Source organism: Atlantibacter sp. MEI4A-1023 (assembly GCF_056155425.1).
The window spans coordinates 3,993,989-4,020,277 of the sequence record NZ_CM149568.1 but is presented as its reverse complement, the minus strand read 5'-3'; the positions used below and the strand labels follow the sequence as shown (position 1 = coordinate 4,020,277).

Below are 26,289 nucleotides of genomic sequence, written 5' to 3'. Positions count from 1 at the left end.
GGATGCCAGCCCGTGCGGGACGCGGGCTGATTATTTCAGCGTGCAGTCGCCGCATTGCTGAACGCCAGGCAGACGGTTACGCTGGCAGCAGGTGCGGCGCACCAGTAATCCTTCACGCGGTACAACGGTGCGATAGAGGGGGTTGTCACGTCCATCCAGACGCGTTTTTTCAAAGAAGCAGGCCTGGCGCAGCAATTGCCAGGCGGCTTCACCCAGGCGCGGCTTTAATTCGCCCAGGAACCAGTTGATCAGATAGCCAGTGTTGCTCCATATCAGGCGCCCGTTGATATCGCCGCTTTCTTCCAGCGCGTCGACCACCGGCATCAGCACATTGCCGACCAGGTACTCCATCCGCTCGCGTAAACTAAGACTCGCCAGTTCGGGATCCGGGTAGACATCAATCCAGAACGATTCCACACGGCCCGTTTCATGGAAACGCGCCCGAATGACATCCGGGGAAAGACGCAAGCCTTGCGGATGCGTCAGCACAATCGCCATCAGCGCAGGTGTGAGCAGGCCCACATACCATTGCGCCCACAGGGACTTCAGCGGTTTTACTTCCCGCGCCTGTTCAGTATGTTGGGCGTAAATATGATCGCCATAGGTCGCCATCAGGGCGTTCAACGTACCAGGCTGCGCCCAGTGCGACAGCGTCAGCGCGTTGATAGGCGTCGGTTCATCGAACTTTACGGTGTCGAGTAAATGCGGATGGTGCTCGCGCAGGGCGTGACGGAGCGCATCTGCGAGCATTGCCGTATCGTTAAACGGGGCAGGCGACGCGACGGCAGCGTTTTCCAACTGAAGCGAAAGGTAAGCCATATGCACTGAATAGCAAATCTAAATGATAATGATTGCCAATCCTAACGATGGGTTTTGCCGATGGCAAGCGGATTCATCGGCTACTGTTCAGTTTCCATCTCTTCGCTGGTGAGAATATGGTTGCGCCCCAGATGCTTGGCTTTATACAGGGCTTTATCCGCAAGCTTAAACGCGTCGTTAAAATCCCGTTCGTGCATTGGCGCGAGGCCAATACTGATGGTCACATTCGTGGCGACCTCGGCATTAAAACGGTGGGGAATACGCAGATCAAATACCCGCTGGCGTATCCGCTCTGCGGTTTTGCGTGCCATTTCCAGATCGGTATTGGTTAATAACACCAGAAACTCTTCACCGCCAAAACGCGCCACGATATCCCGCGAACGCACCGCATCGCGGATGGCCGCTGACACGCGGGCCAGCGCCTGGTCGCCCATCATATGGCCGTAATGGTCGTTGTAAGCCTTAAAGTGGTCGATATCCAGCACCACCACCACGTTACGTTCCGACCCTAATGCAAACAGGTTCTCCAGCCGGTTTTGAAAGCCGCGCCGGTTATACAAGCCAGTGAGTGGATCGACCATGCTTAAATCGGTGAGCGTTTTTTTCTCTTCCATCAGCTTAAACATCAGGCCCTGAGCAAATGCGTCGTTGCGCTTCTGAATAAGATGCTGGATCACAATACCCACCATCGGTAGCGCCACGGCGTACAGCATGCGGATAGTGTGTTGCCCCTGATCCAGCCATACCACGGTCAGGATCACCGGCAGGCAATGGCAAATAAATGCTTTAAGGTTATTAATAAATGCCAGTGCGCCGACAAACAGCACGCTCATTAACGCAATGATCAGGTAGGAGGATTCGTGTTGCGGAATATGAGGTTGCTTAAGATAAATATGCCAGGCCCAGAGCGAGCCAAATAAAAGAGAGATCAGATTCAGGCTAATGGTGCGCGCCTGGCTAACCCAACGCCATATCAATAACCCGATACTGAGCGCCAGTAGGGTGACCAGCGGCACGGTAATCATCTTTACGCGGAACAATGGGCTCAGCATGCTAAATAATGCCGACAACGCATTAAGAAACAGAAACAGGCGTAATGAGAGTTGGTACTTCTCTTGAAGTAGCGATCGCCAGGTTTGAGACGTCATATCTAAGTCGTTGTTTACACGCGCTATGTCAGGTTGAGGGGAGATAAAGGCTAACAGGCGGAAAGTGGGTCATGATCGAGCCAGAATTAATGATCTTTATCAATTTGCTCAATCTATCACCTTCATCAATTCGTGTCATTAATTGCCCGTAAAACTCAACGTTCGCTTAACAACAGAAGACTTGCAAATGAGAATTTATATCATATGATATAATTTATCATTGCCATTTGAGTTATCAGTGTAAGAGGCGTAGCCATGTTGCAAAAAGCGCTGGAAAGTGGATGGGGGATTGTACTGCCGGGCGTGGTGGTGACCGTGCTGGCGTTTAGCGGATTAACCTTCGAACAGTGGCGGGGCGTAGTGGTACTGGCGCTGCTGGCGACGTCGGGCATGCTTTATCATAAGCGGCTGCGTCACTTCGTGTTGTTGCCGTCATGCATAGCGTTAACCAGCGGGCTGATGCTGATTGCGTTAAATTTACAGTGGTTTTAAAACAGGGAAGTCAAACAAGAGGGGGTAAAGCGTGGTGCGAAGAGAGGGACTTGAACCCTCACGCCCGTTAAGGCACTAACACCTGAAGCTAGCGCGTCTACCAATTCCGCCACCTTCGCACAGGGTAAAGATAAATATCGTCATCGCATTGGTGCGAAGAGAGGGACTTGAACCCTCACGTCCGTTAAGACACTAACACCTGAAGCTAGCGCGTCTACCAATTCCGCCACCTTCGCGCAGTGCGAACGATATTTTGCGTGGTTGTTGGTGCGAAGAGAGGGACTTGAACCCTCACGTCCGTTAAGACACTAACACCTGAAGCTAGCGCGTCTACCAATTCCGCCACCTTCGCGTACCAGCAATACCAGGAAGTATTGCAACCACGGAGGCGCATTCTAGATGTTTTCTGAGCGTCGTCAACAGTTAATTTGGTGTCGCTTTCCTGATTGGCTTAAAAAGCGACACACGTCAGGTTTAACGCTTCTTCGCGCCGCGGCCCATCACGGCGCGATAGACCTTAAAGCGCCCGGTTTGCGCCAGCACTTCATGGTTGCCGAAGGCTTCATCCAGCACATTTGGATAGGGCAGGAAGGCGTTAGCGACGATGCGCAGTTCGCCGCCGATATTGAGATGGCGCACCGCCCCACGGATCAGCTGTTGCGCCGCGTCCAGGCTGGTTTGCATCCCATCATGGAACGGCGGATTGGAGATGATCATATCGAAGCGGCCATTCACATCGGAATAGACGTTGCTGGCAAAGACCTGGCCTTCCAGCTCGTTAGCCGCCAGGGTTGCTTTTGCCGCTTCTACCGCCGAAGCGCCCACATCGGTCAGCGTTAAACGCACTTTCGGCGAATGGCTGGCCAGCATCACGGACAACACGCCCGTGCCGCAACCCACATCCAGCACTTTACCTTTGGTGTGTGGCGTAAAAGTGGATAACAGCAGTTGGCTACCCACATCCAGCCCATCGCGGCTAAACACGCCCGGCAGCGTTTTGATGGTCCGCCCGTCGAACTGATAGTCGCCCCACCATGCGTCGGCGTCGAATTCCGGTTGTTTTTCCAGCCGGCCGTGGTACAGCCCGCAACGGCGCGCGCTGTCGATTTTGTTCAGCGGACAAAAGTCCTCAAGGATTTGCTCGGCGCTGCGCACGCCGCTGCGGTTTTCGCCCACCACAAACACATCGCAGCCAATCGGCATCAGCGACAGCAGATTCATCAGCTGGAACTGGGCTTCCGGCTTGTTCTTCGGCCAGTAGTAAATTAGGGTATCGCTGTCGGCGATAAAGTCGGCGTCCACGGTCAGGCCGTACTGCGCGCTGTCGCCCATCGTCTGGGAGAGCGTCTGCCAATGGTGATAAAATTGCGTGAAAGCGCGACTGGCTGCGGTTTCAAACCGGGCGGGCAGGTCATCCTGAAGATCTCCGGCGAACAGCACGCGGCTTTCGGCAAAATCATCACTGTGGCGCAGCAAGACTTCGCTTGCCGGGGTAAAAGCAGACATGAAACTCTCCTGTATAAACGTAGGCGGCGATTATAACCCTGACCCGCTTGCGGCTGCACCTTTGTTGGCGCAGGCTGCTCGGATTTGCTATATTTGCGCCCTTCCGGCAATGAGGCAGGCTTTGCGATGACATCCCGACGCGACTGGCAATTACAGCAACTGGGCATCACTCAGTGGGTGCTGCGTCGCCCGACGGCGTTGCAGGGCGAAATCGCCATCTCGCTGCCCGCCCATATTCGCCTGGTAATGGTGGCAGACGCGCTGCCAGCGTTAACTGCGCCGCTCATCCGCGATCTGCTGCTCACGCTTGGCGTTAGCCCCGATCAGGTGCTGGCGCTGACGCCTGACCGGGTGGAAATGCTGCCCGCTGACAGCCGCTGCGTAAGCCTGTGGTTAGGTGTGGAGCCGCTGTCCTCGCTGGACGGCACGGCATTACGCACCCAGACGCTGGATCAATTGCGCCAGGACCCCGCGGCGCGCGCCGCATTATGGCAACACATTTGCGAACATGAACACGATCTCTTTACTCACGAGCAGTGACCTCGACCGGGCATTTGCCATTGAACAGCGCGCCCACGCGTTCCCCTGGAGTCAAAAAACCTTTGCCAGCAACCAGGGCGAACGTTATCTCAGTTTCCGGCTGGATGTGGCGGACGAGATGGCCGCATTCGCCATCACTCAGGTGGTGCTGGATGAAGCGACGCTGTTCAATATTGCCGTCGATCCGGCATATCAGCGCCGGGGATTGGGTCGCCAGCTGTTGGAACATTTAATTAGCGCGTTAGAACAACGCGACGTGTTTACGCTCTGGCTGGAAGTCCGTGCTTCCAATACTGCCGCCATCGCGCTCTATGAGAGCCTCGGCTTTAACGAAGCAACAATACGCCGTAATTACTACCCCACTGCGGATGGCCGTGAAGACGCCATTATCATGGCCCTGCCATTGGGTTGATAACACAACAAGATAGGTGAAGTGATGAACTGGGACTGGATACTGTTTGATGCTGACGAAACGCTGTTTACCTTTGACTCGTTCGGCGGTTTACAGCGGATGTTTCTCGACTACAGCGTGACCTTTACCGTTGAAGATTTCCAGGATTACCAGGCCATCAACAAGCCGTTGTGGGTCGATTACCAGAACGGTGCTATTACCGCGCTGCAACTGCAACATAACCGCTTTCAAAACTGGTCAGAACGTTTAAATGTCGCCCCAGGCGCACTGAATGACGCATTCCTGAACGCGATGGCGGAAATCTGCGCCCCGCTGCCGGGCGCGGTATCGCTGCTTAATGCGCTAAAAGGGAAAGTAAAACTGGGGATCATCACCAACGGTTTTACCGCGTTGCAGGAAATTCGTCTGGAGCGCACCGGTCTGCGCGACTATTTTGATTTATTAGTGATCTCCGAGCAGGTTGGCGTAGCCAAACCCGATGCGCGGATCTTCGATTATGCTTTTGAGAAAATGGGCAACCCGCCGCGCTCGCGCGTGCTGATGGTGGGCGATACGCCGGAATCCGATATTCTGGGCGGCATCAACGCCGGGCTGGCGACCTGCTGGCTGAGCTCAAGCGGACGCACGTTGCCGCCAGAGATCAAACCCACCTGGCAGGTTTCGTCGTTAAGTGAACTGGAGCAGCTGTTGTGTAAACACTAAACACTGATTGTCTGAGATTACCAGCCAGGTAAAATAGCCGCATTTTTCGATTTCCAGTCGCATGGCCTGCCCATGCCCTTATGAAGAAGATTTGATTATGACCTTGTCTCCTTATTTGCAAGAGGTGGCCAAGCGCCGCACTTTTGCCATCATCTCTCACCCGGATGCCGGTAAAACCACCATTACCGAAAAGGTGCTGTTGTTCGGACAGGCGATCCAGACCGCCGGTACGGTAAAAGGCCGTGGCTCCAACCAGCACGCCAAATCCGACTGGATGGAAATGGAAAAGCAGCGTGGTATTTCTATTACCACCTCCGTAATGCAGTTCCCGTATCACGATTGCCTGGTGAACCTGCTGGACACCCCGGGCCACGAAGACTTCTCTGAAGATACCTACCGTACCCTGACGGCGGTAGACTGCTGCCTGATGGTGATCGACGCCGCGAAGGGCGTTGAAGATCGTACCCGCAAGCTGATGGAAGTGACCCGTCTGCGCGACACGCCGATCCTGACGTTTATGAACAAACTGGACCGCGATATTCGCGATCCGATGGAACTACTGGATGAAGTCGAGCACGAACTGAAAATCGCCTGCTCACCGATCACCTGGCCGATCGGCTGCGGAAAACTGTTTAAAGGCGTCTACCACCTTTATAAAGACGAAACCTACCTCTACCAGACCGGTAAAGGCCACACCATCCAGGAAGTGCGTATCGTTAAAGGGTTGAACAACCCGGAACTCGATGCGGCAGTGGGTGAGGATCTGGCGGCGCAGCTGCGCGACGAACTGGAACTGGTGCAGGGCGCTTCCCATGAATTCGATCGGGAACTGTTCCTGAGCGGCGAAATCACGCCGGTCTTCTTCGGTACTGCGCTGGGCAACTTCGGCGTGGATCATATGCTGGATGGCCTGGTGGAATGGGCACCTGCGCCGATGCCGCGTAAAACCGACACCCGCGAAGTGGAAGCCCGGGAAGAGAAGTTCTCCGGCTTCGTATTTAAGATCCAGGCCAACATGGACCCGAAACACCGCGACCGCGTGGCGTTTATGCGTGTGGTGTCCGGCAAATACGAAAAGGGCATGAAACTGCGCCAGGTGCGTATCGGCAAAGACGTGGTCATTTCCGACGCGCTGACCTTTATGGCGGGCGACCGCTCGCACGTAGAAGAAGCCTATCCTGGGGACATCATCGGTCTGCATAACCACGGCACTATCCAGATTGGCGATACCTTTACCCAGGGCGAAATGATGAAGTTCACCGGTATCCCGAACTTCGCGCCGGAACTGTTCCGCCGCATTCGTCTACGCGATCCGCTTAAGCAAAAACAGCTGCTTAAAGGGCTGGTTCAGCTATCCGAAGAAGGGGCGGTACAGGTGTTCCGTCCTATCGCCAACAACGATCTGATCGTCGGCGCGGTAGGTGTGCTGCAGTTTGATGTAGTCGTGGCGCGCCTGAAAAGCGAGTACAACGTTGAAGCGATTTACGAATCAGTCAACGTAGCGACCGCGCGTTGGGTGGAAAGCGATGACGTGAAGAAGTTCGAAGAGTTCAAGCGTAAAAACGAAATTCAGCTGGCGCTGGACGGCGGCGATAATCTCACTTACATCGCCCCAACGATGGTTAACCTCAATCTGACCCAGGAACGTTACCCTGACGTGACGTTCCGTAAAACCCGCGAGCATTAATCCTCTCCCAGGACGCGGCACACGCCGCGTCCCGTCACTTTCCCTGTCTTTTTAGTCCCTTGCGGATTGTTCTTAATTTCCCTGGTTTGTTGCCGGTTTGCTCATTTTTCGCGCAGTCAACCAGGCGTTTTCAAGATTGTGATCTATATTTAACAAAGTGAAGAACAGATTGCCGGGTTAATGTGTCATCTAACTTAGGTTTTTTGACGGTTAATCCTGATATTGGTTTCAATCACGATATTAACAGCTAAGAATGACAATGTGATGTAAAAAAGTAGTGAACAGGATTGTTTCTGCTGTAATCCATTGATTCTTGGTGATTTAGCAACTGCCGTGACGGCGTTGCTGCTTAAGGAGAGGCTACTCGGTAAGTAGCTCAAGGCTCAAATTCTGGGCAAACCTACAGGAATGAATCGATGAACAAGACTAAGATTTCAAAAACTCTGATGGCTGTTTTGTTGGGCTCTGCACTGGCTTCCGGTTCCGCGCTGGCTGAATCCGAAACCATGAACAAAGTCGAATCAACGGCGGATAGCGCAGGGCAAAAAATCGATAACTCTATGAATAAAGTCGGTAATTTCATGGATGACAGTGCTATCACAGCGAAAGTAAAAGCGGCTCTGGTGGACGATGAGAACATCAAGAGCACCGATATTTCGGTAGAAACCGATAAGAAAGTGGTCACTCTGAGCGGCTTCGTAGAAAGCCAGGCGCAGGCTGAACAGGCTGTGAAAGTCGCCAAAGGCGTTGAAGGTGTCGACTCAGTAAGCGACAAGCTCCATGTGCGTGATGGCAAATCCGGGTCCAAAACCGACTCTGCAAAAGGTTATGCAGGTGATGCCGCTACCACCAGTGAAATCAAAGCCAAGTTCCTGGCCGATGACATCGTTCCTTCACGTAAAGTGAAGGTTGAGACCACCGATGGCGTGGTACAGCTTTCAGGTACGGTCGAGTCCAAAGCACAGTCCGAACGTGCTGAGAGCATCGCCAAAGCCATTGATGGTGTGAAAAGCGTTAAAAACGATTTGAAAGTTGAGTAATTCACACCACGAAACCCCCTCTCCTGGTGAGAACCGGGAGAGATGGTAAGCATCACCACCAGATAACACCGCCGGTAAGCCGGGCTTGCTCAGAAGCGGTAGCAATTAAACTATGGTAAAGGAGAGTCTTATGTTTCGTTGGGGCATTATTTTTCTCGTGATTGCGTTGATTGCCGCGGCGTTAGGCTTTGGTGGCCTGGCCGGTACAGCGGCTGGCGCAGCTAAAATTGTCTTCGTAGTCGGTATCATTCTGTTCCTGGTCAGCCTTTTCATGGGCCGCAGACGTCCATAGTGTGATACAACTGCAACAGGTAACCGGAAAGCCAGTCAATGCGACTGGCTTTCACGGTTTTACCGTTGCGCCCCACGCGGCAAGGTTGTTGCGGTAGCGCTTAGCGTGGTATCTTTTTTGTTTATGGCGAAAGAAAAACTAACATGTTGATTGCTGGCGGATTATTCCGTTTACCGGCACAACAACAATCAGGAAAGCAGGGTGGGACAACGTATACCCGTTACGCTCGGCAACATCGCGCCGCTTGCGTTAAAACCGTTTCGTCCCGGAAAGCTTGCCCTCGTTTGTGAAGGGGGTGGGCAGCGTGGGATCTTCACTGCCGGCGTGCTGGACGAATTCATGCGCGCAAATTTCAACCCGTTCGATACTTTCCTTGGCACTTCCGCCGGTGCGCAAAATCTCTCTGCCTACGTCTGTAACCAACCGGGCTACGCGCGTCGTGTAATCACCCGCTATACCACCAGCCGCGAATTTTTTAATCCGGTGCGCTTTGTGCGCGGTGGCAACCTTATCGATCTCGACTGGCTGACCGAAGCCACGGCAAGCAAAATGCCGTTGGCGATGGACAACGCCAGCCGGCTGTTTGACGGCGGCAAAGCGTTTTATATGTGCGCCTGTCGTAGCGACGACTATTCGCCGGGTTATTTCTCGCCAACCAATACCACCTGGCTGGATATACTGCGCGCCTCCAGCGCCATTCCCGGCTTCTACCGGACCGGCGTAGAGCTGGACGGCATCAGTTATCAGGATGGCGGCATCAGCGACGCGGTCCCGGTACGTGAAGCGGCGCGGCTGGGTGCCAACACCCTGGTGGTGATCCGCACCGTGCCGTCGCAGATGTATTACACCCCGCAGTGGTTCAAGCGCATGGAGCGCTGGATGACCGACAGCAGCCTGCAACCGCTGTTGAACCTGGTACAGCATCACGAAAAGACCTACCGGGAAATCCAGCAATTTATTGAAAAGCCGCCGGGTAAACTGCGCATTTTCGAAATCTATCCGCCGAAGCCGCTACAGAGTATGGCGCTGGGCAGCCGCGTCCCGACATTGCTGGAAGATTACAAAATTGGCCGTTTATGTGGACGCTATTTCCTGGCGACGGTAGGCAAACTGTTAGTGCCGACCCCGCCGGTCATGCGCCATGTGCCGCGTATCGTTACCCCTGCGCCGGTGGTGGTGGTACCCCCAGCCACCGTCGCCAACGACGCCGTTGCCGCCACGCTGGTCAACGCGCCGCAGGCCAACGATCCGGCGTTTGAAAATGAGGATCTGGCGTGACCCGCCGTTTTATTGATACCCATTGCCACTTTGATTTCCCACCGTTTACCGGCGATGAAAATTCAGCCCTGGCGCGCGCCGCGCAGGCAGACGTAGAAAAAATCATCCTGCCTGCTATTGATGAAACGCGTTTCGATACCGTTCTCGACCTTGCGCATCAGCATGCGGCAATCTATGCCGCGCTGGGCCTGCATCCGATTGTGATTGAAAACCACACCGAAGCGGCGCTTGAAGAGCTTGACCGTCGGCTGGCGCAGCGCCCGGAGAAACTGGTGGCGGTGGGGGAGATCGGGTTGGATCTGTATCGCGACAATCCGCAGTTCGAACGCCAGGAGTGGTATTTCGACAGACAGCTCCAGCTTGCCAAACGCTACGATCTGCCGGTGATCCTCCATTCGCGCCGCACCCACGACAAACTGGCGATGCACCTTAAGCGCCACGATCTGCCGCGTACCGGCGTAGTGCACGGTTTTGCCGGCAGCCTGCAACAGGCGGAGCGCTTTATTGGTCTCGGTTATAAAATCGGCGTGGGAGGCACCATTACTTATCCGCGCGCCAGTAAAACCCGGGATGTGATGGCGCAACTGCCGCTGGACGCATTACTGCTGGAAACCGATGCCCCGGATATGCCGCTTAACGGTTGGCAGGGCCAACCCAATCGCCCTGAGCGCATCGCGCTGGTGTTTGAAACGCTATGTGAACTGCGCAGTGAAGCACCGGATGAGATTGCCGCCGCCATCCTGGCAAATACCCATCAGGTATTTGATCTATAGATAGAGTGCGGGCAAAACGATATCGCGAATGCCGCGCTGGCGTAGCGCGCTGGCTAACTGCTCCACGTCCTGTCTGGTGGCTGTCCGCCACTCCCGCGCCATACCGTAGGTGCCATGATGATGAAACGCGTTGATGCGCAGCGTAATCGGCCCCAGTTCTCGCAGAAAAGCGCTTAATGGGTCGATATGATGAAGATAATCGCTGTGCTCTGGGATCAGTAACAGCCGCAGTTCCGCCAGCTTTTCCCGTTCAGCCAGAAAGCGGATACTCTCGATGATCCGCAGGTTACTGCGTCCGGTGAGGAACCGGTGTCGCTCGGGGTGCCAGGCCTTAAGATCCAGCATTGCGCCGTCCATTACCGGTAACAGCTTTTCCCATCCCGACTGGCCCAGCTCGCCGTTACTGTCTACCAGGCAACTCAGATGGCGCAGCGCGGCGCGGCCTTTAATCGCCGCAAACAGATCGCGCACAAACGGCAGTTGGGTCGTCGCTTCGCCGCCACTCACGGTAATGCCTTCGATAAACGGCGCTGCGCGTTCCACCTGCGTTAAGACCTCGTCCACGCTTAGCGTTTGCGCCATTGGGCTGGACTGCGACGGGCAGCCCTTCAGGCAGGTATCGCACTGGGCGCAGCGCGTTTCATCCCAGATAACCTGCCCGTCGCGCAGCGTTAACGCCTGCTCCGGGCAGCCGGGAACACACTCGCCGCAGTGGTCGCACAGCGCGATGGTGTACGGGTTATGGCAGCTTTTGCAACGCAGATTACAGCCCTGTAGAAAAAGAGCCAGGCGGCTGCCCGGCCCATCCACGCAGGAGAACGGCAGGATCTTATTGATCGAAGCGCATCTGCTGTTCATTGCTTACCACGCGCGGTTTACGTTGCAGAATTCCGGTATTGCGGGCGGCTTCTTCACCCAGCCATGTGGTATTGGTGCGCGACCCTTCCGCGCGGAATTTCTCCAGATCCGATAACCGCACCATATAACCGGTGACCCGAACCAGATCGTTGCCGCTGACGTTAGCGGTAAATTCGCGCATCCCGGCATTAAACGCGCCCAGACAGAGCTGTACCACCGCCTGCGGATTGCGCTTCACCGTTTCGTCGAGCGTTAAAATATCGCTGATGCCTGACGGGTAGTAGCGATGATGTGGCGCAACGGCCAGCAGATGGGTGACCGGATCGGGCTCATCGCCGTAAGGCAGACGCGCGCCCGGCGTGGTGCCCGCGTCGCTGCTGATACCGGACTGAGCATGCAGCAGGGCGCGTTGATTCCAGCCAAAGTCCACCGGGGTGTTTTCCACATAATCGGCCAACGCGGCGCTGATGCGGTAGCCCAGTTCGTTGGCCTCGGCGTCTTTCCCGTAGCGGCCCGCGATCCCGGATTTATCGCACAGTACGTTCACCGCCTCGGCCAGCGCGTAGATGCCAAACATTGGCGCAAAGCGTTGCGGATCGATCAAGCCTTCGCGCACCAGGAAACTTTCTGTGAAGAAATTCGACTCCTGATACAGAAATGCGCAGCGCGCGTTGATGATAGCCCGTTGTTGTTCACAATAATAAGGGAGCGCGCGCGCAAAGAAGTCGTCGACGCTGTGGCTGCGCGCCGCCACTTCGCTGAGATTAATACGCACCAGCGTACTGCCGCCGCCGCCCATTGGCAGCGAGTTATAGCAGCTGACGATGCCGTAATTCCCCGGTGTGAAAATTTTATCATGCACCGGGCCGTTGGCGATGTGGGGCTTAGAACATTCACAAATGTTATTAGCGACGGTGAGCAGCAAATCGTCCGGCGTAATCTGCGGGTCATAAATAAAGGTCAGATTAGGCGCAACCTGCTTGAGTTCTGCGTCGGCACGTAAGATTGCGCGCGCCACCATCGAATCCTGTGGGCCAATATTGGCATGCATAAACGCATCCGGCAGGACGCGATCGAGGTAGCGCCAGAAACGTTTTATGCGCAGATCGATTTCATCTTGTGTTAGAATTCTAACATAAGGCGACAGCAATGCATCCAGATGCCCCAGGAACACCGGCATCGACGTTACCGACGGAACGTGATGGTAAAGGATGGTGAGCATCGACAGCGCATCGTCGAAATTTTCGGCGGGCGGCAGCTCCAGCCATTCACTGCCCTGAGCGAGAAATCTGGCGTAATCAGGCAGCACATAGCGAGGCTTATACGGAGCGTGGCCTTCGAACATATCGCAAATAACGCCGTCCGCCAGCGCTTGGCGCGCGGTATCCGACAAAGCCGGATAGGGCAGCGCATTCTCGGCTTCCAGCGCCAGAAAATGGCGTTTCTGAGCCGGTGAAAGCCCCGCCGACGTAACGATATTTTGGCAGCGTTCCAGCAAACCGGCTTCGTGAAGTTCAGACATGATGTGTCCCTTACATGTTGACAGTGGTGCCAATGTAAAACGATTCACGCGATGCGCTTTTGATCCTGTCACCCACATTGCGTACTGAACAGCCAGTCTGCCCTAAGAATTTTGAGTTGCATCACATATACGGTGTATGGCGAGTCGTATCGATTTCCATAACTGTGATGTCTGTCTAAGAGTAAGCGTGAGCAGATGTTAGAATACTAACATTCCGCGCGGTGATTAATGAACCGGCGAACCCGGCTTCCATCTGGAGAAACACATGACCGATTTAACCAAAAGCAGCCTTCGCGCATTGCAATTAATGGATTTAACCACCCTGAACGATGACGACACCAACGAGAAAGTCATCGCGCTGTGCCATCAGGCCAACACTCCGGTGGGCAATACGGCGGCGATCTGCATTTACCCACGCTTTATCCCGATTGCCCGTAAAACTCTGAAAGAGCAGGGCACCCCGGATATCCGCATCGCGACGGTCACCAACTTCCCGCATGGCAATGACGATATCGAGATCGCGCTGGCGGAAACCCGTGCGGCTATCGCGTACGGCGCAGATGAGGTAGACGTGGTATTCCCGTACCGCGCGCTGATTGCGGGTAACGAGCAGGTTGGCTTTGAACTGGTGAAAGCCTGTAAAGAAGCCTGCGCCGCCGCCAACGTGCTGCTGAAAGTGATCATCGAAACCGGCGAACTAAAAGAAGAAGCGCTGATTCGCAAGGCCTCTGAAATCGCCATCAAAGCGGGTGCGGATTTCATCAAAACCTCTACCGGTAAAGTGCCGGTCAACGCCACGCCGGAAAGCGCGCGCATCATGCTGGAAGTGATCCGCGATATGGGCGTGCAGAAAACCGTGGGCTTCAAGCCTGCCGGCGGCGTACGCAGCGCCGAAGACGCACAGAAATTCCTGGCGATTGCCGACGACCTGTTCGGCGCTGACTGGGCCGATTCCCGTCACTATCGCTTCGGCGCATCCAGCCTGTTAGCCAGCCTGCTGAAAGCGCTCGGCCACGGCGACGGCAAAAGCGCCAGCAGCTACTGATTCCTTTCCTGCGGCGGGCAACCGCCGCCTAAAATCTGCTATCTCTGGGGGTTACCTTGTTCCTCGCTCAAGAAATTATCCGCAAAAAACGTGATGGCCACGCGCTCAGCGACGAAGAAATTCGTTTTTTCATCAACGGCATTCGCGATAACACCGTCTCAGAAGGGCAAATTGCCGCGCTGGCAATGACCATCTTTTTCCATGATATGACGATGCCAGAACGGGTTTCGCTGACCATGGCGATGCGCGATTCCGGCAGCGTACTGGACTGGAAAAGCCTGAACCTCAACGGCCCGATTGTGGATAAACACTCCACCGGTGGCGTGGGCGATGTTACCTCTCTGATGCTCGGCCCAATGGTGGCGGCGTGCGGCGGCTACGTGCCGATGATTTCCGGTCGTGGCCTCGGCCATACCGGCGGCACGCTGGATAAACTGGAAGCTATTCCGGGCTTTGACATTTTCCCTGATGACGCGCGCTTTCGCGCCATCATCAAAGACGTCGGCGTGGCGATTATCGGCCAGACCAGCTCGCTGGCCCCGGCGGATAAACGTTTCTACGCGACACGCGATATCACCGCGACCGTGGATTCTATCCCGCTGATCACCGCCTCGATCCTCGCCAAAAAACTGGCAGAAGGGCTGGATGCGCTGGTGATGGACGTAAAAGTAGGCAGCGGCGCGTTTATGCCGACGTATGAACTTTCCGAAGCGCTGGCAGAAGCCATCGTCGGCGTGTCCAACGGCGCAGGGGTGCGTACCACCGCGCTGCTGACCGATATGAACCAGGTGCTGGCCTCCAGCGCGGGTAACGCCGTAGAAGTACGCGAAGCTGTACAGTTCCTGACGGGCGATTACCGTAACCCGCGTCTGCTCGACGTGACCATGGCGCTGTGTGTGGAAATGCTGATCTCCGGCCGCCTGGCCCGTGATGAAGCCGACGCCCGTAAACAGCTACAGGCAGTACTGGATAACGGCAAAGCCGCAGAGGTGTTTGGCCGCATGGTCAGCGCCCAGAAAGGCCCGGCGGACTTCATTGAAAATTATGATAAATACCTGCCTGCCGCGACCCTGAGCAAAGCGGTGTACGCCGATCGCAGCGGTGTGGTCTCTGCGATGGATACCCGCGCATTAGGTATGGCGGTGGTATCGATGGGCGGTGGTCGTCGTCAGGCCTCCGATCCGATTGACTACAGCGTGGGCTTTACCGATATGGCACGTCTGGGCGACAGCGTTGACAGCCAACGCCCGCTGGCGATTATCCACGCCAAAAATGAAGCCTCGTGGCAGGAAGCGGCGAATGCCGTTAAAGCGGCGATTGTTTTAAGCGACACCGCGGCTGAAGCCACGCCGGTGGTCTATCGCAGAATCAGCCAGTAACCGTCTTCGCTTCCTGGGCGAGCCGCATTTAGGTATACTGATCTGATCGCATTTTTTTAACGCCACAGGGCGTTAAATAGCGCAACGTACGGAGAAAATATGAAACGTGCATTCATTATGGTACTGGATTCATTCGGTATTGGCGCGACTGAAGATGCAGAGCGTTTTGGCGACGTGGGTTCTGATACCCTCGGCCACATTGCTGAAGCCTGCGCAAAAGGTGAAGCGGATCATGGCCGTAAAGGCCCGCTGAACCTACCGAATTTGACCCGTCTTGGTCTGGTGAAAGCCCACGAAGGCTCCTCCGGTAAAATTGCCGCCGGTATGGACGGCAATGCCGAAGTCATTGGCGCTTATGCCTGGGCGCACGAACTGTCGTCCGGCAAAGATACTCCGTCAGGCCACTGGGAAATCGCCGGTGTGCCGGTTCTGTTCGACTGGGGTTACTTCAGCGATCACACCAACAGCTTCCCGCAGGAATTGCTGGATAAGCTGGTGGAGCGCGCAAACCTGCCGGGCTATCTCGGTAACTGCCACTCATCCGGCACCGTGATCCTGGACGAGCTGGGCGAAGAGCACATGAAAACCGGCAAGCCGATTTTCTACACCTCTGCCGACTCGGTATTCCAGATTGCCTGCCACGAAGAAACCTTCGGGCTGGATCGCCTGTATGAGCTGTGTGAAATCGCCCGTGAAGAGCTGACCGAAGGCGGTTACAACATTGGCCGAGTGATCGCGCGTCCGTTTATCGGCGACAAAGCGGGGAACTTCCAGCGTACCGGCAACCGCCACGACCTGGCCGTTGAACCGCCAGCGCCGACCGTGCTCCAGAAGCTGGTGGACGAGAAGGGCGGCAACGTGGTGTCGGTGGGTAAAATCGCCGATATCTATGCCAACTGCGGCATCACCAAAAAAGTGAAAGCCACGGGTCTGGATGCGCTGTTTGACGCCACGGTAAAAGAGATGAAAGCCGCAGGCGACAACACCATCGTGTTCACCAACTTCGTGGACTTTGACTCCTCGTGGGGGCACCGTCGCGATGTGGCGGGCTACGCGGGCGGCCTGGAGCTGTTTGACCGCCGTCTGCCGGAGCTGATGGAGCTGGTGGGTGAAGATGACATCTTGATCCTGACCGCCGACCACGGCTGCGACCCGACCTGGAAAGGCACCGATCACACCCGTGAGCATATCCCGGTGCTGATCTACGGCCCGAAAGTCAAACCGGGCTCGCTGGGCCACCGCGAGACCTTCGCAGATATCGGCCAGACCGTCGCCAAATACTTCGGCACGTCCGACATGGACTACGGTAAAAACATGTTGTGATTGACAGGGCGGCCTGTCCGCCCTGATTAACCATTTTAAAAAGGGATAAATTCATGGCTACGCCACACATTAATGCAGAGATGGGTGATTTCGCTGACGTTGTTCTGATGCCAGGCGACCCGCTGCGTGCGAAACATATTGCTGAAACCTTCCTGGAAGACGTGCGTGAAGTGAACAACGTGCGCGGAATGTTGGGTTTCACCGGCACCTACAAAGGCCGCAAAATCTCTGTGATGGGCCACGGCATGGGCATTCCGTCCTGCTCCATCTACACCAAAGAGTTGATCACCGATTTCGGCGTGAAGAAAATCATTCGCGTGGGCTCCTGCGGCGCGGTACGTGCTGACGTGAAACTGCGTGACGTGGTGATCGGTATGGGTGCCTGCACCGATTCCAAAGTAAACCGTCTGCGTTTTAAAGATCACGATTTCGCGGCGATTGCCGACTACGGCATGGTGCGCGACGCGGTTGACGCGGCGAAAGCGCTGGGCGTAGAAGCGCGTGTGGGCAACATCTTCTCGGCGGACCTGTTCTACTCGCCGGACCCGCAGATGTTTGACGTGATGGAAAAATACGGCATCCTGGGCGTGGAAATGGAAGCGGCGGGTATCTACGGCGTTGCGGCGGAATTTGGCGCCAAAGCTCTGACCATCTGCACCGTATCTGACCACATTCGTACCCACGAGCAGACTACCGCAGCAGAACGCCAGACCACCTTCAACGATATGATTAAAATCGCGCTAGAATCCGTGCTGTTAGGCGATAAAGCGTAATTTTTGCCTCTCAATGCCAGCCTTCTCCGGCTGGCATTTTTGTTTCTCGCGCCTGGCTGTTTCAAACCCCTCGCCGCACGGCTATCATTCATGCATTCACACCACGGATACATGGAATAACCACTTGTTGTGAAAAAACTCATCCATCGTTGCCTGGCCCTGTTTTCACCGCACGGACTGCTCGCCATTCTGGTGGCGGCCTGCGGTTATTTGTTCCTGCACCCGGTCCTGATGAGAACCGTGGATGTGCTGCCCCAGATGCACAGTTTCAGCACCTGGAAAGAGGCGCTGTCGGTGCTGGGGTTGCTCGACATTCCGCAGTTTGTGCTGGGGCTTGGCTTGATCCTGATGGCCTTCGGGCTGCTGCTGCGCGCCCGCACCGCGTGGGTGTTCTCGCTGCTGTTGTTGTTGGTGACCAGCGCCTTTAATTTCTTATCCCCGCAGGGCAATCCGGCGCTCAGCCTCGGCGCGCTGGCGCTGATGCTGCTGTTGATTGGCTTCTGGCGGCAGTTTGACCGCGCCAGCCTGGCGGCGGGTGGGTTGTTCGCGCTGGTGAGCTTTGTCTCTCTGCTGCTGTATGCGGTGATGGGAGCGCTGTATCTGGGCGAGGAGTTTGCGCCCGCGATCATGGATATGCCGACGGCGTTTTACTTCGCAATCGTCGGTATGTCGACGGTGGGATTTGGCGACATTGTCCCGGTCACCTCCACGGCGCGGTTGTTTACCGTCTCGGTGATCGTCATGGGCATCACCGTATTTGCGACGTCAATCAGCGCCATTATCGGCCCGGTGATTGGCGGTAATTTAAAACGAATCGTCACAGGGCGGATTTCACACGTGATGCGTAAAAATCACTTTATTATTGCTGGCGCATCGCCGCTGGCGCTCAGCGTTTACCACGGCTTAAAAGCGCGCGGTGAAGCGGTCACCGTGATTGTCCCGCCGCATATCGCCCACGAATACCCGCCGGATGCCGATCTGATTTCCGGCGATCCGTCTAACGCCGATGAACTGGTTAAAGCCGGGGCGGCGAAATCAAAATACATTCTGGCGCTGCGCGACGACGACGCCGAAAATGCGTTTATCGTACTGGCCGCCAAAGACGTGGCGGGGGCGGGCACCAAAACCATTTCCGTGGTCAACGCCAGTAAAAACCTGCAAAAAATCAAACGCGTTCAGCCGGATATGGTGTTTTCACTGCAAACCCTGGGCAGCGAGTTGCTGGTGCGCACCCTGAACGGCGAGCCTATCGACAATAAGCTGATCACCGCGCTGTTCTTTGGCGATATTACTGAGAGTAAAGAAGACGAGTGACAACGCCCGGCAGGGCGTTGTCGGTGATTAGCGCACCACGTCCGCCATCCATTGCGCCACGTCGCGTAACGCTTTTTCCTGTTCGGGGAAGTCAATAATCAGCGTTTCGCACGCCTGCTTTAACGCGCTGGCCTGATACACGCAGCCATGTAACCGATTGGCGAGCGCTTCCAGCGGAGCCGGATTCAGGCTGTCGGTAAATACCTGGGTGCGGGTGATATGGCCTCTCTCGACGTCAAAATGCAGCTCTACGCCGCCCCAGCCAAAGCGCTCGTCCAAGGTGTGGGTAAATGCCGGTGCCTGGCCGAAGTTCCATTCCCAACTGCTCTGACGGGCAAAGGTCTCCGCAAAGCCGGGCAGATCGGGCGCCGCGTCCGGGGAAATCACCTCCGGCGCGACCCGCTCGCCATAATAGGCAAAGAACGCTTCGCTAACGGCGTCGCAGACTTGCTGGTGAGTGATCCCCGGCAGTAAATCATTCAGGTTCGCCACGCGTCCGCGTACCGAGGTAATGCCTTTGGCCTTCAGCTTCTTCTCATCGGGATTCAGGTAGTTCGCCAGACGGCTGAGATCGGCATTCAGTAACAGCGTGCCGTGGTGGAACCCGCGATCTTTGGTTTCCCGGTAGGCGGAGCCCGACACTTTACGCGGGCCGTCCGGCGTGGCGACTTCCAGATCGTTACGCCCGGAGGCCGAAGCCTGTACGCCCAGCGCGTTTAACGCCGCCAGCACGATACCAGTGGAGATGCTTTTATCGTATTCCGGCTTACCCGCCATAAAGGTAAAACAGCTATTGCCCAAATCGTGGAACACCGCGCCGCCGCCGCTGCTGCGTCGGGCTAAACGGATGTTATCCTGTTCCATGCGCCGAGTGTTGCACTCTTTCCACGGATTCTGGGCGCGGCCAATCACCACGGTATCGGCATTGCGCCACAGGAACAGCACCCGCTGGGTGGCGGGCATCTGGCGGAAAATACACTCTTCCACCGCCAGGTTAAACCAGGGGTCATACGAGTCTGAAATCAGTAGCCGCAGCGTACTCATAAACGATATCCCTTCATCAAATGGTTATTCTTTTTTGCTCACGTCTTCTTCCGGTACATCTTTACTGGCCGTCAGTAAAAAAGGCGATTGCTGCCAGCGTGTGCGTTTACCCTGCAACAGGGTGCGCGTCAGCACAATGCCGATTGCCAGCGCTAACAGCAGCATCAGGCGTAAAATATTGGTGGTGTTATCCACCTGTTTGGCTTCGGTGGGCAGCGAATGGGTGTCGAGCGTAATGCGCAGATAGCCGAGCGGGCCGCTTTTATCTTCAATGGGCTCAACGATTTGCTGGCTGAAGTAGCTCCCCGCGCGTTTGCCGTCCAGCGCCAGCCGGTCGCGCACTTCAATGCTTTCCCCGGCGCGCGCCACCATCTCGCCTTTATCGTCATACACGCTGGCGTCGAGAATGCGGCTCTCATCGGTCAGTTGCTTGAGGATCGCACCGACGCGTTTTTCGTCCGGGTTCTCGCTTTTCATGAGCGGCAGCAGGGTATAGTTCACCTGGCGCGCCAGCGTCCTGGCCAGCTCTTCAAGCTGGATATTGCGCGACTGTTGATGACTCTGGCTAAACCAGCTTGCCCCCTGCATCAGCGCCACCAGCAGCGCGAGACAGATAAGCACAATAACCGCGCGGTGCAGTCTAAATTTGAAGCGGGTACGGGCCATAATCCACCTGCTGAAAAAATGAATCTTAATGTTGCCAGAAGCGCTGGACTCAAGGTAGCCTCATGCGTTGTTTTCTCCAGTCCTTACCGATTTCAGGAGCGTTAATGCCTAACAGTCTGACCTGGTGCGACCTGCCGAACGATGTTTCTCTCTGGCCGGGGTTACCGCTTTCATTAAGTGGCGATGAAGTGATGCCGCTGGATTATCACGCCGGACGCAGCGGTTGGCTTCTGTATGGCAGAGATCTGGATAAAAGCCGTTTAACCGAATACCAGCGCAAGCTGGGCGCGGCGATGGTGATCGTCACCGCCTGGTGCGTTGAAGATTATCAGGTGATCCGCCTGGCGGGATCGTTAACCCCGCGCGCCACGCGTCTGGCTCATGATAATGGCCTGGACGTTGCGCCGCTCGGCAAGATCCCCCATTTAAAAACCCCTGGCCTGCTGGTCATGGACATGGATTCGACCGCCATCCAGATCGAGTGCATTGATGAGATCGCCAAACTGGCGGGTACCGGTGAGCTGGTGTCGGAAGTGACCGAACGCGCCATGCGCGGCGAGCTGGACTTTACCGCCAGCCTGCGGTTACGCGTCGGCACCCTCGAAGGCGCAGATGCAGAAATCCTGCGCCAGGTGCGCGATGTACTGCCGCTGATGCCGGGCCTGACCTCACTGGTGCTGAAGCTACAATCCCTGAACTGGAAAGTGGCGATTGCCTCCGGCGGGTTCACCTTCTTCGCTGACTATTTGCGCGAAAAATTGCACTTAACCGCCACGGTGGCCAACGAACTTGAGATCCGTGATGGTAAACTAACCGGTCAGGTGATCGGTCAGATCGTCGATGCGCAGTTCAAAGCGCAGACCCTGAAAAACCTGGCGGAAAAATACGAAGTGCCGATTGCCCAGTGCGTGGCGATCGGCGACGGCGCTAACGATCTGCCGATGATCCAGGCGGCCGGGTTGGGTATTGCGTACCATGCCAAACCCAAAGTGAATGAAAAAACCGAAGTGACCATCCGCCATGCGGACCTGATGGGCGTATTCTGTATTCTGTCAGGCAGTCTGAACAAGAAATAAACGAGGTAAAAGGTGGCTAAAGCCCCAAAACGCGCGTTTGTGTGTAATGAGTGTGGTGCGGATTATCCGCGCTGGCAGGGGCAATGCAGCGCCTGCCACGCCTGGAATACCATCACCGAAGTGCGTCTGGCGGCGTCGCCCACCGTTGCGCGTAATGAACGGCTTTCCGGCTATGCGGGCAGCGCGGGCGTGTCTAAAGTCCAGAAGCTTTCCGAGATTAGCCTGGAAGCGCTACCGCGCTTTTCCACCGGCTTTAAAGAGTTCGACCGGGTGCTGGGCGGCGGCGTCGTGCCGGGCAGCGCGATTCTGATCGGCGGTAACCCCGGCGCGGGCAAATCCACCCTGCTGCTGCAAACCCTGTGCAAACTCGCCCAGAACATGAAAACGCTGTACGTCACCGGCGAGGAGTCTCTCCAGCAGGTGGCGATGCGCGCGCACCGTCTCGGTTTGCCGACCGCCAACCTGAATATGCTCTCGGAAACCAGCATTGAGCAGATCTGCCTGATTGCCGAGCAGGAACAGCCGCGCCTGATGGTGATCGACTCCATTCAGGTGATGCATATGGCGGATATCCAGTCGTCGCCGGGCAGCGTGGCGCAGGTGCGTGAAACCGCCGCCTATCTGACGCGTTTTGCTAAAACCCGCGACGTGGCGATTATTATGGTCGGCCATGTGACCAAAGACGGTTCGCTGGCCGGCCCGAAAGTGCTGGAACACTGCATCGACTGCTCGGTACTGCTCGACGGCGATGCCGACTCACGGTTCCGCACCCTGCGCAGCCATAAAAACCGCTTCGGCGCGGTGAATGAACTGGGCGTGTTTGCCATGACCGAGCAAGGCCTGCGCGAAGTCAGCAACCCGTCCGCTATCTTCCTGAGCCGGGGCGATGAAGTCACCTCCGGCAGTTCGGTAATGGTGGTATGGGAAGGCACGCGCCCGCTGCTGGTAGAAATCCAGGCGCTGGTGGATCAGTCGATGATGGCTAACCCACGGCGCGTGGCGGTGGGCCTTGAGCAAAACCGCCTGGCGATTTTACTGGCGGTACTGCATCGCCACGGCGGGTTGCAGATGTCCGATCAGGACGTCTTCGTGAACGTGGTCGGCGGCGTGAAAGTCACCGAAACCAGTGCCGACCTGGCGCTGCTGCTGGCGATGGTATCGAGTTTACGCGACCGCCCGCTACCGCAGGATTTAGTGGTGTTCGGCGAAGTGGGTCTGGCGGGAGAAATCCGTCCGGTGCCCAGCGGCCAGGAGCGCATCTCCGAGGCGGCGAAACACGGCTTCCGTCGCGCTATCGTTCCGGCTGCCAATGTTCCGAAAAAACCGCCGGAAGGCATGCAGGTGTTTGGTGTCAAAAAACTCGCCGACGCGCTGGATATCTTCAACGACCTGTAGTTTTCCCACTGTAAATCAGGCGGTGCGTGCGCCGCCTGGAAATATTTGCCATTCACCTCAGCCGTTTACTCAAGTATCCTCCTGGCATTGATTCGTTTGCCGCTAGACTTAACAGGGCTGAACGATCGCGGCACACGTAAGGGAGGCAGCGCACTTTGTCATCATTCGACTATATAAAAACCGCCATTCGCCAGAAGGGCTGCACCCTGCAACAGGTCGCGGACGCCAGCGGGATGACCAAAGGCTATCTCAGCCAACTGCTGAACGCCAAAATCAAAAGCCCCAGCGCACAGAAACTGGAAGCCTTGCACCGCTTTCTCGGCCTGGAGTTCCCGCGCCGCCAGAAAAGCGTCGGGGTGGTGTTCGGTAAGTTTTACCCGCTGCATACCGGCCATATCTATCTGATCCAGCGCGCCTGTAGCCAGGTGGATGAGCTGCATATCATCATGGGCTACGATGAAACCCGCGACCGGGCGCTGTTTGAAGACAGCGCCATGTCCCAGCAGCCGACGGTGCCGGATCGGCTGCGCTGGCTGTTGCAGACCTTCAAATATCAGAAAAACATCCGCATCCATGCGTTTAACGAAGAGGGCATGGAGCCTTACCCGCACGGCTGGGACGTCTGGAGCGACGGGATTTCCGCGTTTATGGCGGAAAAAGGCATTGAGCCGGACTGGATTTATACCTCTGAAGAGGCCGATGCCTCGCAGTATCTCCAGCATCTGGGCATCGAAACGGTGCTGATTGACCCGAAACGCACCTTTATGAACATCAGCGGTGGGCAGATCCGCGAAAACCCGTTCCGCTACTGGGAATACATTCCTACCGAAGTGAAGCCGTTTTTCGTGCGTACCGTGGCGATTTTAGGCGGCGAATCAAGCGGGAAATCAATGCTGGTCAACAAGCTCGCCAACATCTTCAATACCACCAGCGCCTGGGAATATGGCCGCGATTACGTGTTTTCACATCTGGGTGGCGATGAGATGGCGTTACAGTATTCCGACTACGATAAAATCGCCCTGGGACATGCCCAGTACATTGATTTTGCGGTGAAGTACGCCAATAAAGTAGCGTTTATCGACACCGATTTCGTCACTACCCAGGCGTTTTGCAAAAAGTATGAAGGCCGCGAGCATCCGTTCGTGCAGGCGCTGATCGACGAATACCGCTTCGATCTTGTCATTTTACTGGAGAACAACACCCCTTGGGTGGCCGATGGGCTGCGTAGTCTCGGCAGTTCGGTAGATCGCCATACCTTCCAGGCGCTGCTGGTGGAGATGCTCAACGAGAACAACATCAGTTATGTACACGTTCAGGAACCGGATTACGACACCCGTTTTCTGCGCTGCGTCGAACTGGTAAAGGATTTGATGGGCGAGGCGGGGTAAGGGAATCAGGGAAACCGTCTCACTGCGGTTTCCCTGAATCACCGATTAGTGGGTTGCTACGGCTGCCGGCGCAGCCAACGTCTGTCGCAGCGCCGTCAGCGCGCGGCGGGCCGCCGCAAGCACCTGTTCGCACTGCTCAATGGTCAATGTCAAAGGCGGTTCAACCCGTACCGTTTTGGCGTTGATCAACGTGCCAGCCACCAGTACCTGCTGGCGGAACATCTCGCTGGAGAACTGGTAGCCGATTTCGTTATCCACGAACTCAATCGCCATCAGCATCCCCTGGCCGCGCGCCTCAATCACCAGGTCCGGGTACTGCTGCGCCAGCTCTTTAAAGCCGTCCAGCAGCAGATTGCCTTTCTGCTGCGCCTGCGCCGGAAGGTTTTCTTCCAGCAGCACGTGGATGGTCGCCAGCGCCGCCGCGCAGGACAGCGGGTTGCCGCCAAACGTGGTGGTGTGCAGGAACGGATTGTCGAACAGCACCGAAAACACCTCTTCGGTCGCTACCGTGGCGCCAATCGGCATTACGCCGCCGCCCAGCGCCTTGGCCAAACACAGAATGTCCGGCTGCACGTTTTCGTGCTCGCAGGCGAACATTTTGCCGGTGCGCCCCATACCGGTTTGCACTTCATCAAAAATCAGCAGCGCGCCAAACTCGTCGCACAGCTTACGCACCGCGGGCAGATAGCCTGACGGCGGCAGGATCACGCCGCCTTCGCCCTGAATCGGCTCAAGGATCACCGCCGCCACATCGTCACCGGTTTTTTTGCAATCCGTGAACAGCGCGCGCATGGCCTCGATATTCCCGAACGCCACGTGGCGGAACCCCGGCAGCAGCGGCATAAACGGCTTGCGGAAATCCGCTTTGGCGGTGGCGGAGAGCGAGCCCAGCGATTTACCGTGGAACGCGCCGCTGGTGGCGACAAAGGTAAATTTTCCGCGCGGGGACTGATAGGCTTTGGCAAGTTTCAGCGCCGCTTCCACCGATTCGGTGCCGCTGTTGCTGAAGAAGCTATATTTCAGTTTACCTGGCGTCAGGGTGGCTAAGGTTTTTGCCAGCATCGCCCGTAGCGGGTCGAGGAGTTCCTGGCTGTGCAGAGGTTGTTTTTCGAGTTGATGCTGTACGGCGGAAACCACTTTTGGATTACGGTGCCCCACGTTAAAAATGCCGAAACCACCCAGGCAATCGAGAAACTCGTGTCCCTGAGTGTCGACAAGCGTATTCAACCCTCCCGCTTGCCATTCTACGGCCCCGTAATCCCCGCCAGCGGTAACAGACTTTCTGTACTCTAAAAAACCTGGATTAACATGCTGCTGGAAATAATCGATCACCTCTTTGTTCAGTGTTTTCATCTCCTCATGGGAAAGCGTTCGCTTCTCAATGAGATTCAATGCGTGCGCGGTGCAGGCGAGTGCCGAGGCGCTGTTCGGTAACCTGTTCAAAATGTGCTCCTGGGAATGGCGTATCACGCGATACACAGATCAAGTATTGCAGCATTTGCGCCACTTCGTCGTAGAGGCTGATAAACGGAATAAACGCCAGGGAGAACGCCTGCCGCTTACGATTAAATCTCATCGCAAACGGGGTTATGGCGGTTTGTGCTATCCACAGCGGCAGCGGGAGAAGAAAAGAACAGCGCACATGCACAATGATGGTGCAGATTGTTGCAAAATTGTGCAATAGCTCCCAAATTGACTTTTTTACCCTGTAATCAATCGGGATATTCAAATAGTTGATCGGGTTGATTATTTTGCATTAGCACTACTTCTTTGGAGTTATCCTGAGATTTGCGATCTCTATCATATTTAACCCTTAA

At 56.0% G+C, this 26,289-nt stretch carries 26 protein-coding genes and 3 tRNA genes; 17 read left to right on the top strand and 12 right to left on the bottom strand.

Going from position 1 to position 26,289, the window contains the following annotated elements:
• Positions 1–30 precede the first annotated feature (30 nt).
• Entirely contained in the window at positions 31–819 is a 789-nt protein-coding gene (fhuF, locus tag ACVV26_RS19040) for a siderophore-iron reductase FhuF (RefSeq protein WP_474798816.1), read from the bottom strand.
• Positions 820–899: 80 nt separating this feature from the next.
• Positions 900–1,967 (bottom strand): GGDEF domain-containing protein, encoded by a 1,068-nt coding sequence (locus tag ACVV26_RS19035; protein WP_312985473.1) that lies wholly within the window; start codon positions 1,965–1,967, stop codon positions 900–902.
• Between the two features lie 255 nt (positions 1,968–2,222).
• On the opposite strand from ACVV26_RS19035, the gene ACVV26_RS19030 reads away from it, so the two are divergent.
• Positions 2,223–2,459 carry a DUF1435 domain-containing protein gene (locus ACVV26_RS19030; protein ID WP_312985471.1) on the top strand — a complete coding sequence of 79 codons (237 nt, stop codon included), beginning with the start codon at positions 2,223–2,225 and terminating at the stop codon, positions 2,457–2,459.
• Positions 2,460–2,491: 32 nt separating this feature from the next.
• On the opposite strand, the gene ACVV26_RS19025 is transcribed toward ACVV26_RS19030, so the two are convergent.
• From ACVV26_RS19025 to rsmC, 4 genes are all read right to left on the bottom strand, one after another.
• Positions 2,492–2,578, bottom strand: a tRNA-Leu gene (locus ACVV26_RS19025).
• A 30-nt stretch (positions 2,579–2,608) separates the two neighbouring features.
• Positions 2,609–2,695 (bottom strand) — tRNA-Leu (locus ACVV26_RS19020).
• A gap of 29 nt (positions 2,696–2,724) precedes the next feature.
• Positions 2,725–2,811, bottom strand: a tRNA-Leu gene (locus ACVV26_RS19015).
• Between the two features lie 122 nt (positions 2,812–2,933).
• Positions 2,934–3,965, bottom strand: a complete 1,032-nt coding sequence (gene rsmC, locus ACVV26_RS19010; RefSeq protein ID WP_474798814.1) for a 16S rRNA (guanine(1207)-N(2))-methyltransferase RsmC — start codon at positions 3,963–3,965, stop codon at positions 2,934–2,936.
• A 126-nt stretch (positions 3,966–4,091) separates the two neighbouring features.
• On the opposite strand from rsmC, the gene ACVV26_RS19005 reads away from it, so the two are divergent.
• The 8 genes from ACVV26_RS19005 (at position 4,092) to ACVV26_RS18970 (ending at position 10,689) form a co-directional block, all read left to right on the top strand.
• Positions 4,092–4,505: a DNA polymerase III subunit psi gene (locus ACVV26_RS19005; protein ID WP_474798812.1), complete on the top strand. Its 414-nt coding sequence runs from the start codon at positions 4,092–4,094 to the stop codon at positions 4,503–4,505.
• Entirely contained in the window at positions 4,474–4,917 is a 444-nt protein-coding gene (gene rimI / locus ACVV26_RS19000) for a ribosomal protein S18-alanine N-acetyltransferase (RefSeq protein ID WP_474798810.1), read from the top strand. The genes ACVV26_RS19005 and rimI overlap by 32 nt, the downstream gene beginning before the upstream one ends.
• A 24-nt stretch (positions 4,918–4,941) precedes the next feature.
• The gene (gene yjjG / locus ACVV26_RS18995; RefSeq protein WP_474798808.1) at positions 4,942–5,619 is read left to right on the top strand and encodes a pyrimidine 5'-nucleotidase; all 678 of its coding nucleotides are present in this window, start codon (positions 4,942–4,944) and stop codon (positions 5,617–5,619) included.
• 97 nt (positions 5,620–5,716) lie between these two features.
• Entirely contained in the window at positions 5,717–7,306 is a 1,590-nt protein-coding gene (gene prfC, locus ACVV26_RS18990; protein WP_474798806.1) for a peptide chain release factor 3, read from the top strand.
• Positions 7,307–7,722: 416 nt separating this feature from the next.
• A complete protein-coding gene (gene osmY / locus ACVV26_RS18985) occupies positions 7,723–8,346 on the top strand; it encodes a molecular chaperone OsmY (protein WP_474798804.1) in 624 nt (207 codons plus the stop codon).
• A gap of 130 nt (positions 8,347–8,476) precedes the next feature.
• A complete protein-coding gene (locus tag ACVV26_RS18980; RefSeq protein WP_002437547.1) occupies positions 8,477–8,638 on the top strand; it encodes a DUF1328 domain-containing protein in 162 nt (53 codons plus the stop codon).
• Positions 8,639–8,839: 201 nt separating this feature from the next.
• Positions 8,840–9,916 (top strand): patatin-like phospholipase family protein, encoded by a 1,077-nt coding sequence (locus ACVV26_RS18975; protein ID WP_312981808.1) that lies wholly within the window; start codon positions 8,840–8,842, stop codon positions 9,914–9,916.
• The gene (locus tag ACVV26_RS18970; protein WP_474798802.1) at positions 9,913–10,689 is read left to right on the top strand and encodes a TatD family hydrolase; all 777 of its coding nucleotides are present in this window, start codon (positions 9,913–9,915) and stop codon (positions 10,687–10,689) included. The genes ACVV26_RS18975 and ACVV26_RS18970 overlap by 4 nt, the downstream gene beginning before the upstream one ends.
• Here the strand turns inward: ACVV26_RS18970 and ACVV26_RS18965 are convergent.
• The gene (locus tag ACVV26_RS18965; protein WP_474798800.1) at positions 10,684–11,547 is read right to left on the bottom strand and encodes a YjjW family glycine radical enzyme activase; all 864 of its coding nucleotides are present in this window, start codon (positions 11,545–11,547) and stop codon (positions 10,684–10,686) included. The genes ACVV26_RS18970 and ACVV26_RS18965 overlap by 6 nt on opposite strands.
• Complete coding sequence (locus ACVV26_RS18960; protein WP_474798798.1) at positions 11,519–13,069, bottom strand: YjjI family glycine radical enzyme; 1,551 nt, start codon at positions 13,067–13,069, stop codon at positions 11,519–11,521. The genes ACVV26_RS18965 and ACVV26_RS18960 overlap by 29 nt, the downstream gene beginning before the upstream one ends.
• Positions 13,070–13,334: 265 nt before the next feature.
• Here ACVV26_RS18960 and deoC point away from each other — a divergent pair, with 265 nt between their 5' ends.
• From deoC to kch, 5 genes are all read left to right on the top strand, one after another.
• The gene (gene deoC, locus ACVV26_RS18955; RefSeq protein ID WP_474798796.1) at positions 13,335–14,114 is read left to right on the top strand and encodes a deoxyribose-phosphate aldolase; all 780 of its coding nucleotides are present in this window, start codon (positions 13,335–13,337) and stop codon (positions 14,112–14,114) included.
• Positions 14,115–14,170: 56 nt separating this feature from the next.
• The gene (deoA, locus tag ACVV26_RS18950) at positions 14,171–15,493 is read left to right on the top strand and encodes a thymidine phosphorylase (RefSeq protein WP_474798794.1); all 1,323 of its coding nucleotides are present in this window, start codon (positions 14,171–14,173) and stop codon (positions 15,491–15,493) included.
• 99 nt (positions 15,494–15,592) lie between these two features.
• Entirely contained in the window at positions 15,593–16,816 is a 1,224-nt protein-coding gene (gene deoB / locus ACVV26_RS18945; RefSeq protein ID WP_474798792.1) for a phosphopentomutase, read from the top strand.
• Between the two features lie 53 nt (positions 16,817–16,869).
• Positions 16,870–17,589 (top strand): purine-nucleoside phosphorylase, encoded by a 720-nt coding sequence (gene deoD, locus ACVV26_RS18940; protein ID WP_125293779.1) that lies wholly within the window; start codon positions 16,870–16,872, stop codon positions 17,587–17,589.
• Between the two features lie 129 nt (positions 17,590–17,718).
• Positions 17,719–18,903 carry a voltage-gated potassium channel protein gene (kch, locus tag ACVV26_RS18935; RefSeq protein WP_474798790.1) on the top strand — a complete coding sequence of 395 codons (1,185 nt, stop codon included), beginning with the start codon at positions 17,719–17,721 and terminating at the stop codon, positions 18,901–18,903.
• 27 nt (positions 18,904–18,930) lie between these two features.
• Here the strand turns inward: kch and lplA are convergent, their stop codons facing one another.
• Both lplA and ACVV26_RS18925 read right to left on the bottom strand, forming a co-directional pair.
• A complete protein-coding gene (gene lplA / locus ACVV26_RS18930) occupies positions 18,931–19,947 on the bottom strand; it encodes a lipoate--protein ligase (RefSeq protein ID WP_474798788.1) in 1,017 nt (338 codons plus the stop codon).
• A gap of 24 nt (positions 19,948–19,971) precedes the next feature.
• Entirely contained in the window at positions 19,972–20,613 is a 642-nt protein-coding gene (locus tag ACVV26_RS18925) for a YtjB family periplasmic protein (protein WP_474798786.1), read from the bottom strand.
• Positions 20,614–20,717: 104 nt separating this feature from the next.
• Here ACVV26_RS18925 and serB point away from each other — a divergent pair, with 104 nt between their 5' ends.
• From serB to nadR, 3 genes are all read left to right on the top strand, one after another.
• Positions 20,718–21,689, top strand: a complete 972-nt coding sequence (gene serB, locus ACVV26_RS18920) for a phosphoserine phosphatase (RefSeq protein ID WP_312981792.1) — start codon at positions 20,718–20,720, stop codon at positions 21,687–21,689.
• 12 nt (positions 21,690–21,701) lie between these two features.
• Positions 21,702–23,084 carry a DNA repair protein RadA gene (gene radA / locus ACVV26_RS18915; protein WP_312981791.1) on the top strand — a complete coding sequence of 461 codons (1,383 nt, stop codon included), beginning with the start codon at positions 21,702–21,704 and terminating at the stop codon, positions 23,082–23,084.
• Positions 23,085–23,239: 155 nt separating this feature from the next.
• Complete coding sequence (gene nadR, locus ACVV26_RS18910; RefSeq protein WP_474798784.1) at positions 23,240–24,472, top strand: multifunctional transcriptional regulator/nicotinamide-nucleotide adenylyltransferase/ribosylnicotinamide kinase NadR; 1,233 nt, start codon at positions 23,240–23,242, stop codon at positions 24,470–24,472.
• Between the two features lie 45 nt (positions 24,473–24,517).
• On the opposite strand, the gene ygjG is transcribed toward nadR, so the two are convergent.
• Both ygjG and ACVV26_RS18900 read right to left on the bottom strand, forming a co-directional pair.
• The gene (gene ygjG / locus ACVV26_RS18905; protein ID WP_474798782.1) at positions 24,518–25,915 is read right to left on the bottom strand and encodes a putrescine aminotransferase; all 1,398 of its coding nucleotides are present in this window, start codon (positions 25,913–25,915) and stop codon (positions 24,518–24,520) included.
• Positions 25,851–26,201 (bottom strand): hypothetical protein, encoded by a 351-nt coding sequence (locus ACVV26_RS18900; RefSeq protein WP_474798780.1) that lies wholly within the window; start codon positions 26,199–26,201, stop codon positions 25,851–25,853. The genes ygjG and ACVV26_RS18900 overlap by 65 nt, the downstream gene beginning before the upstream one ends.
• Positions 26,202–26,289 lie beyond the last annotated feature (88 nt).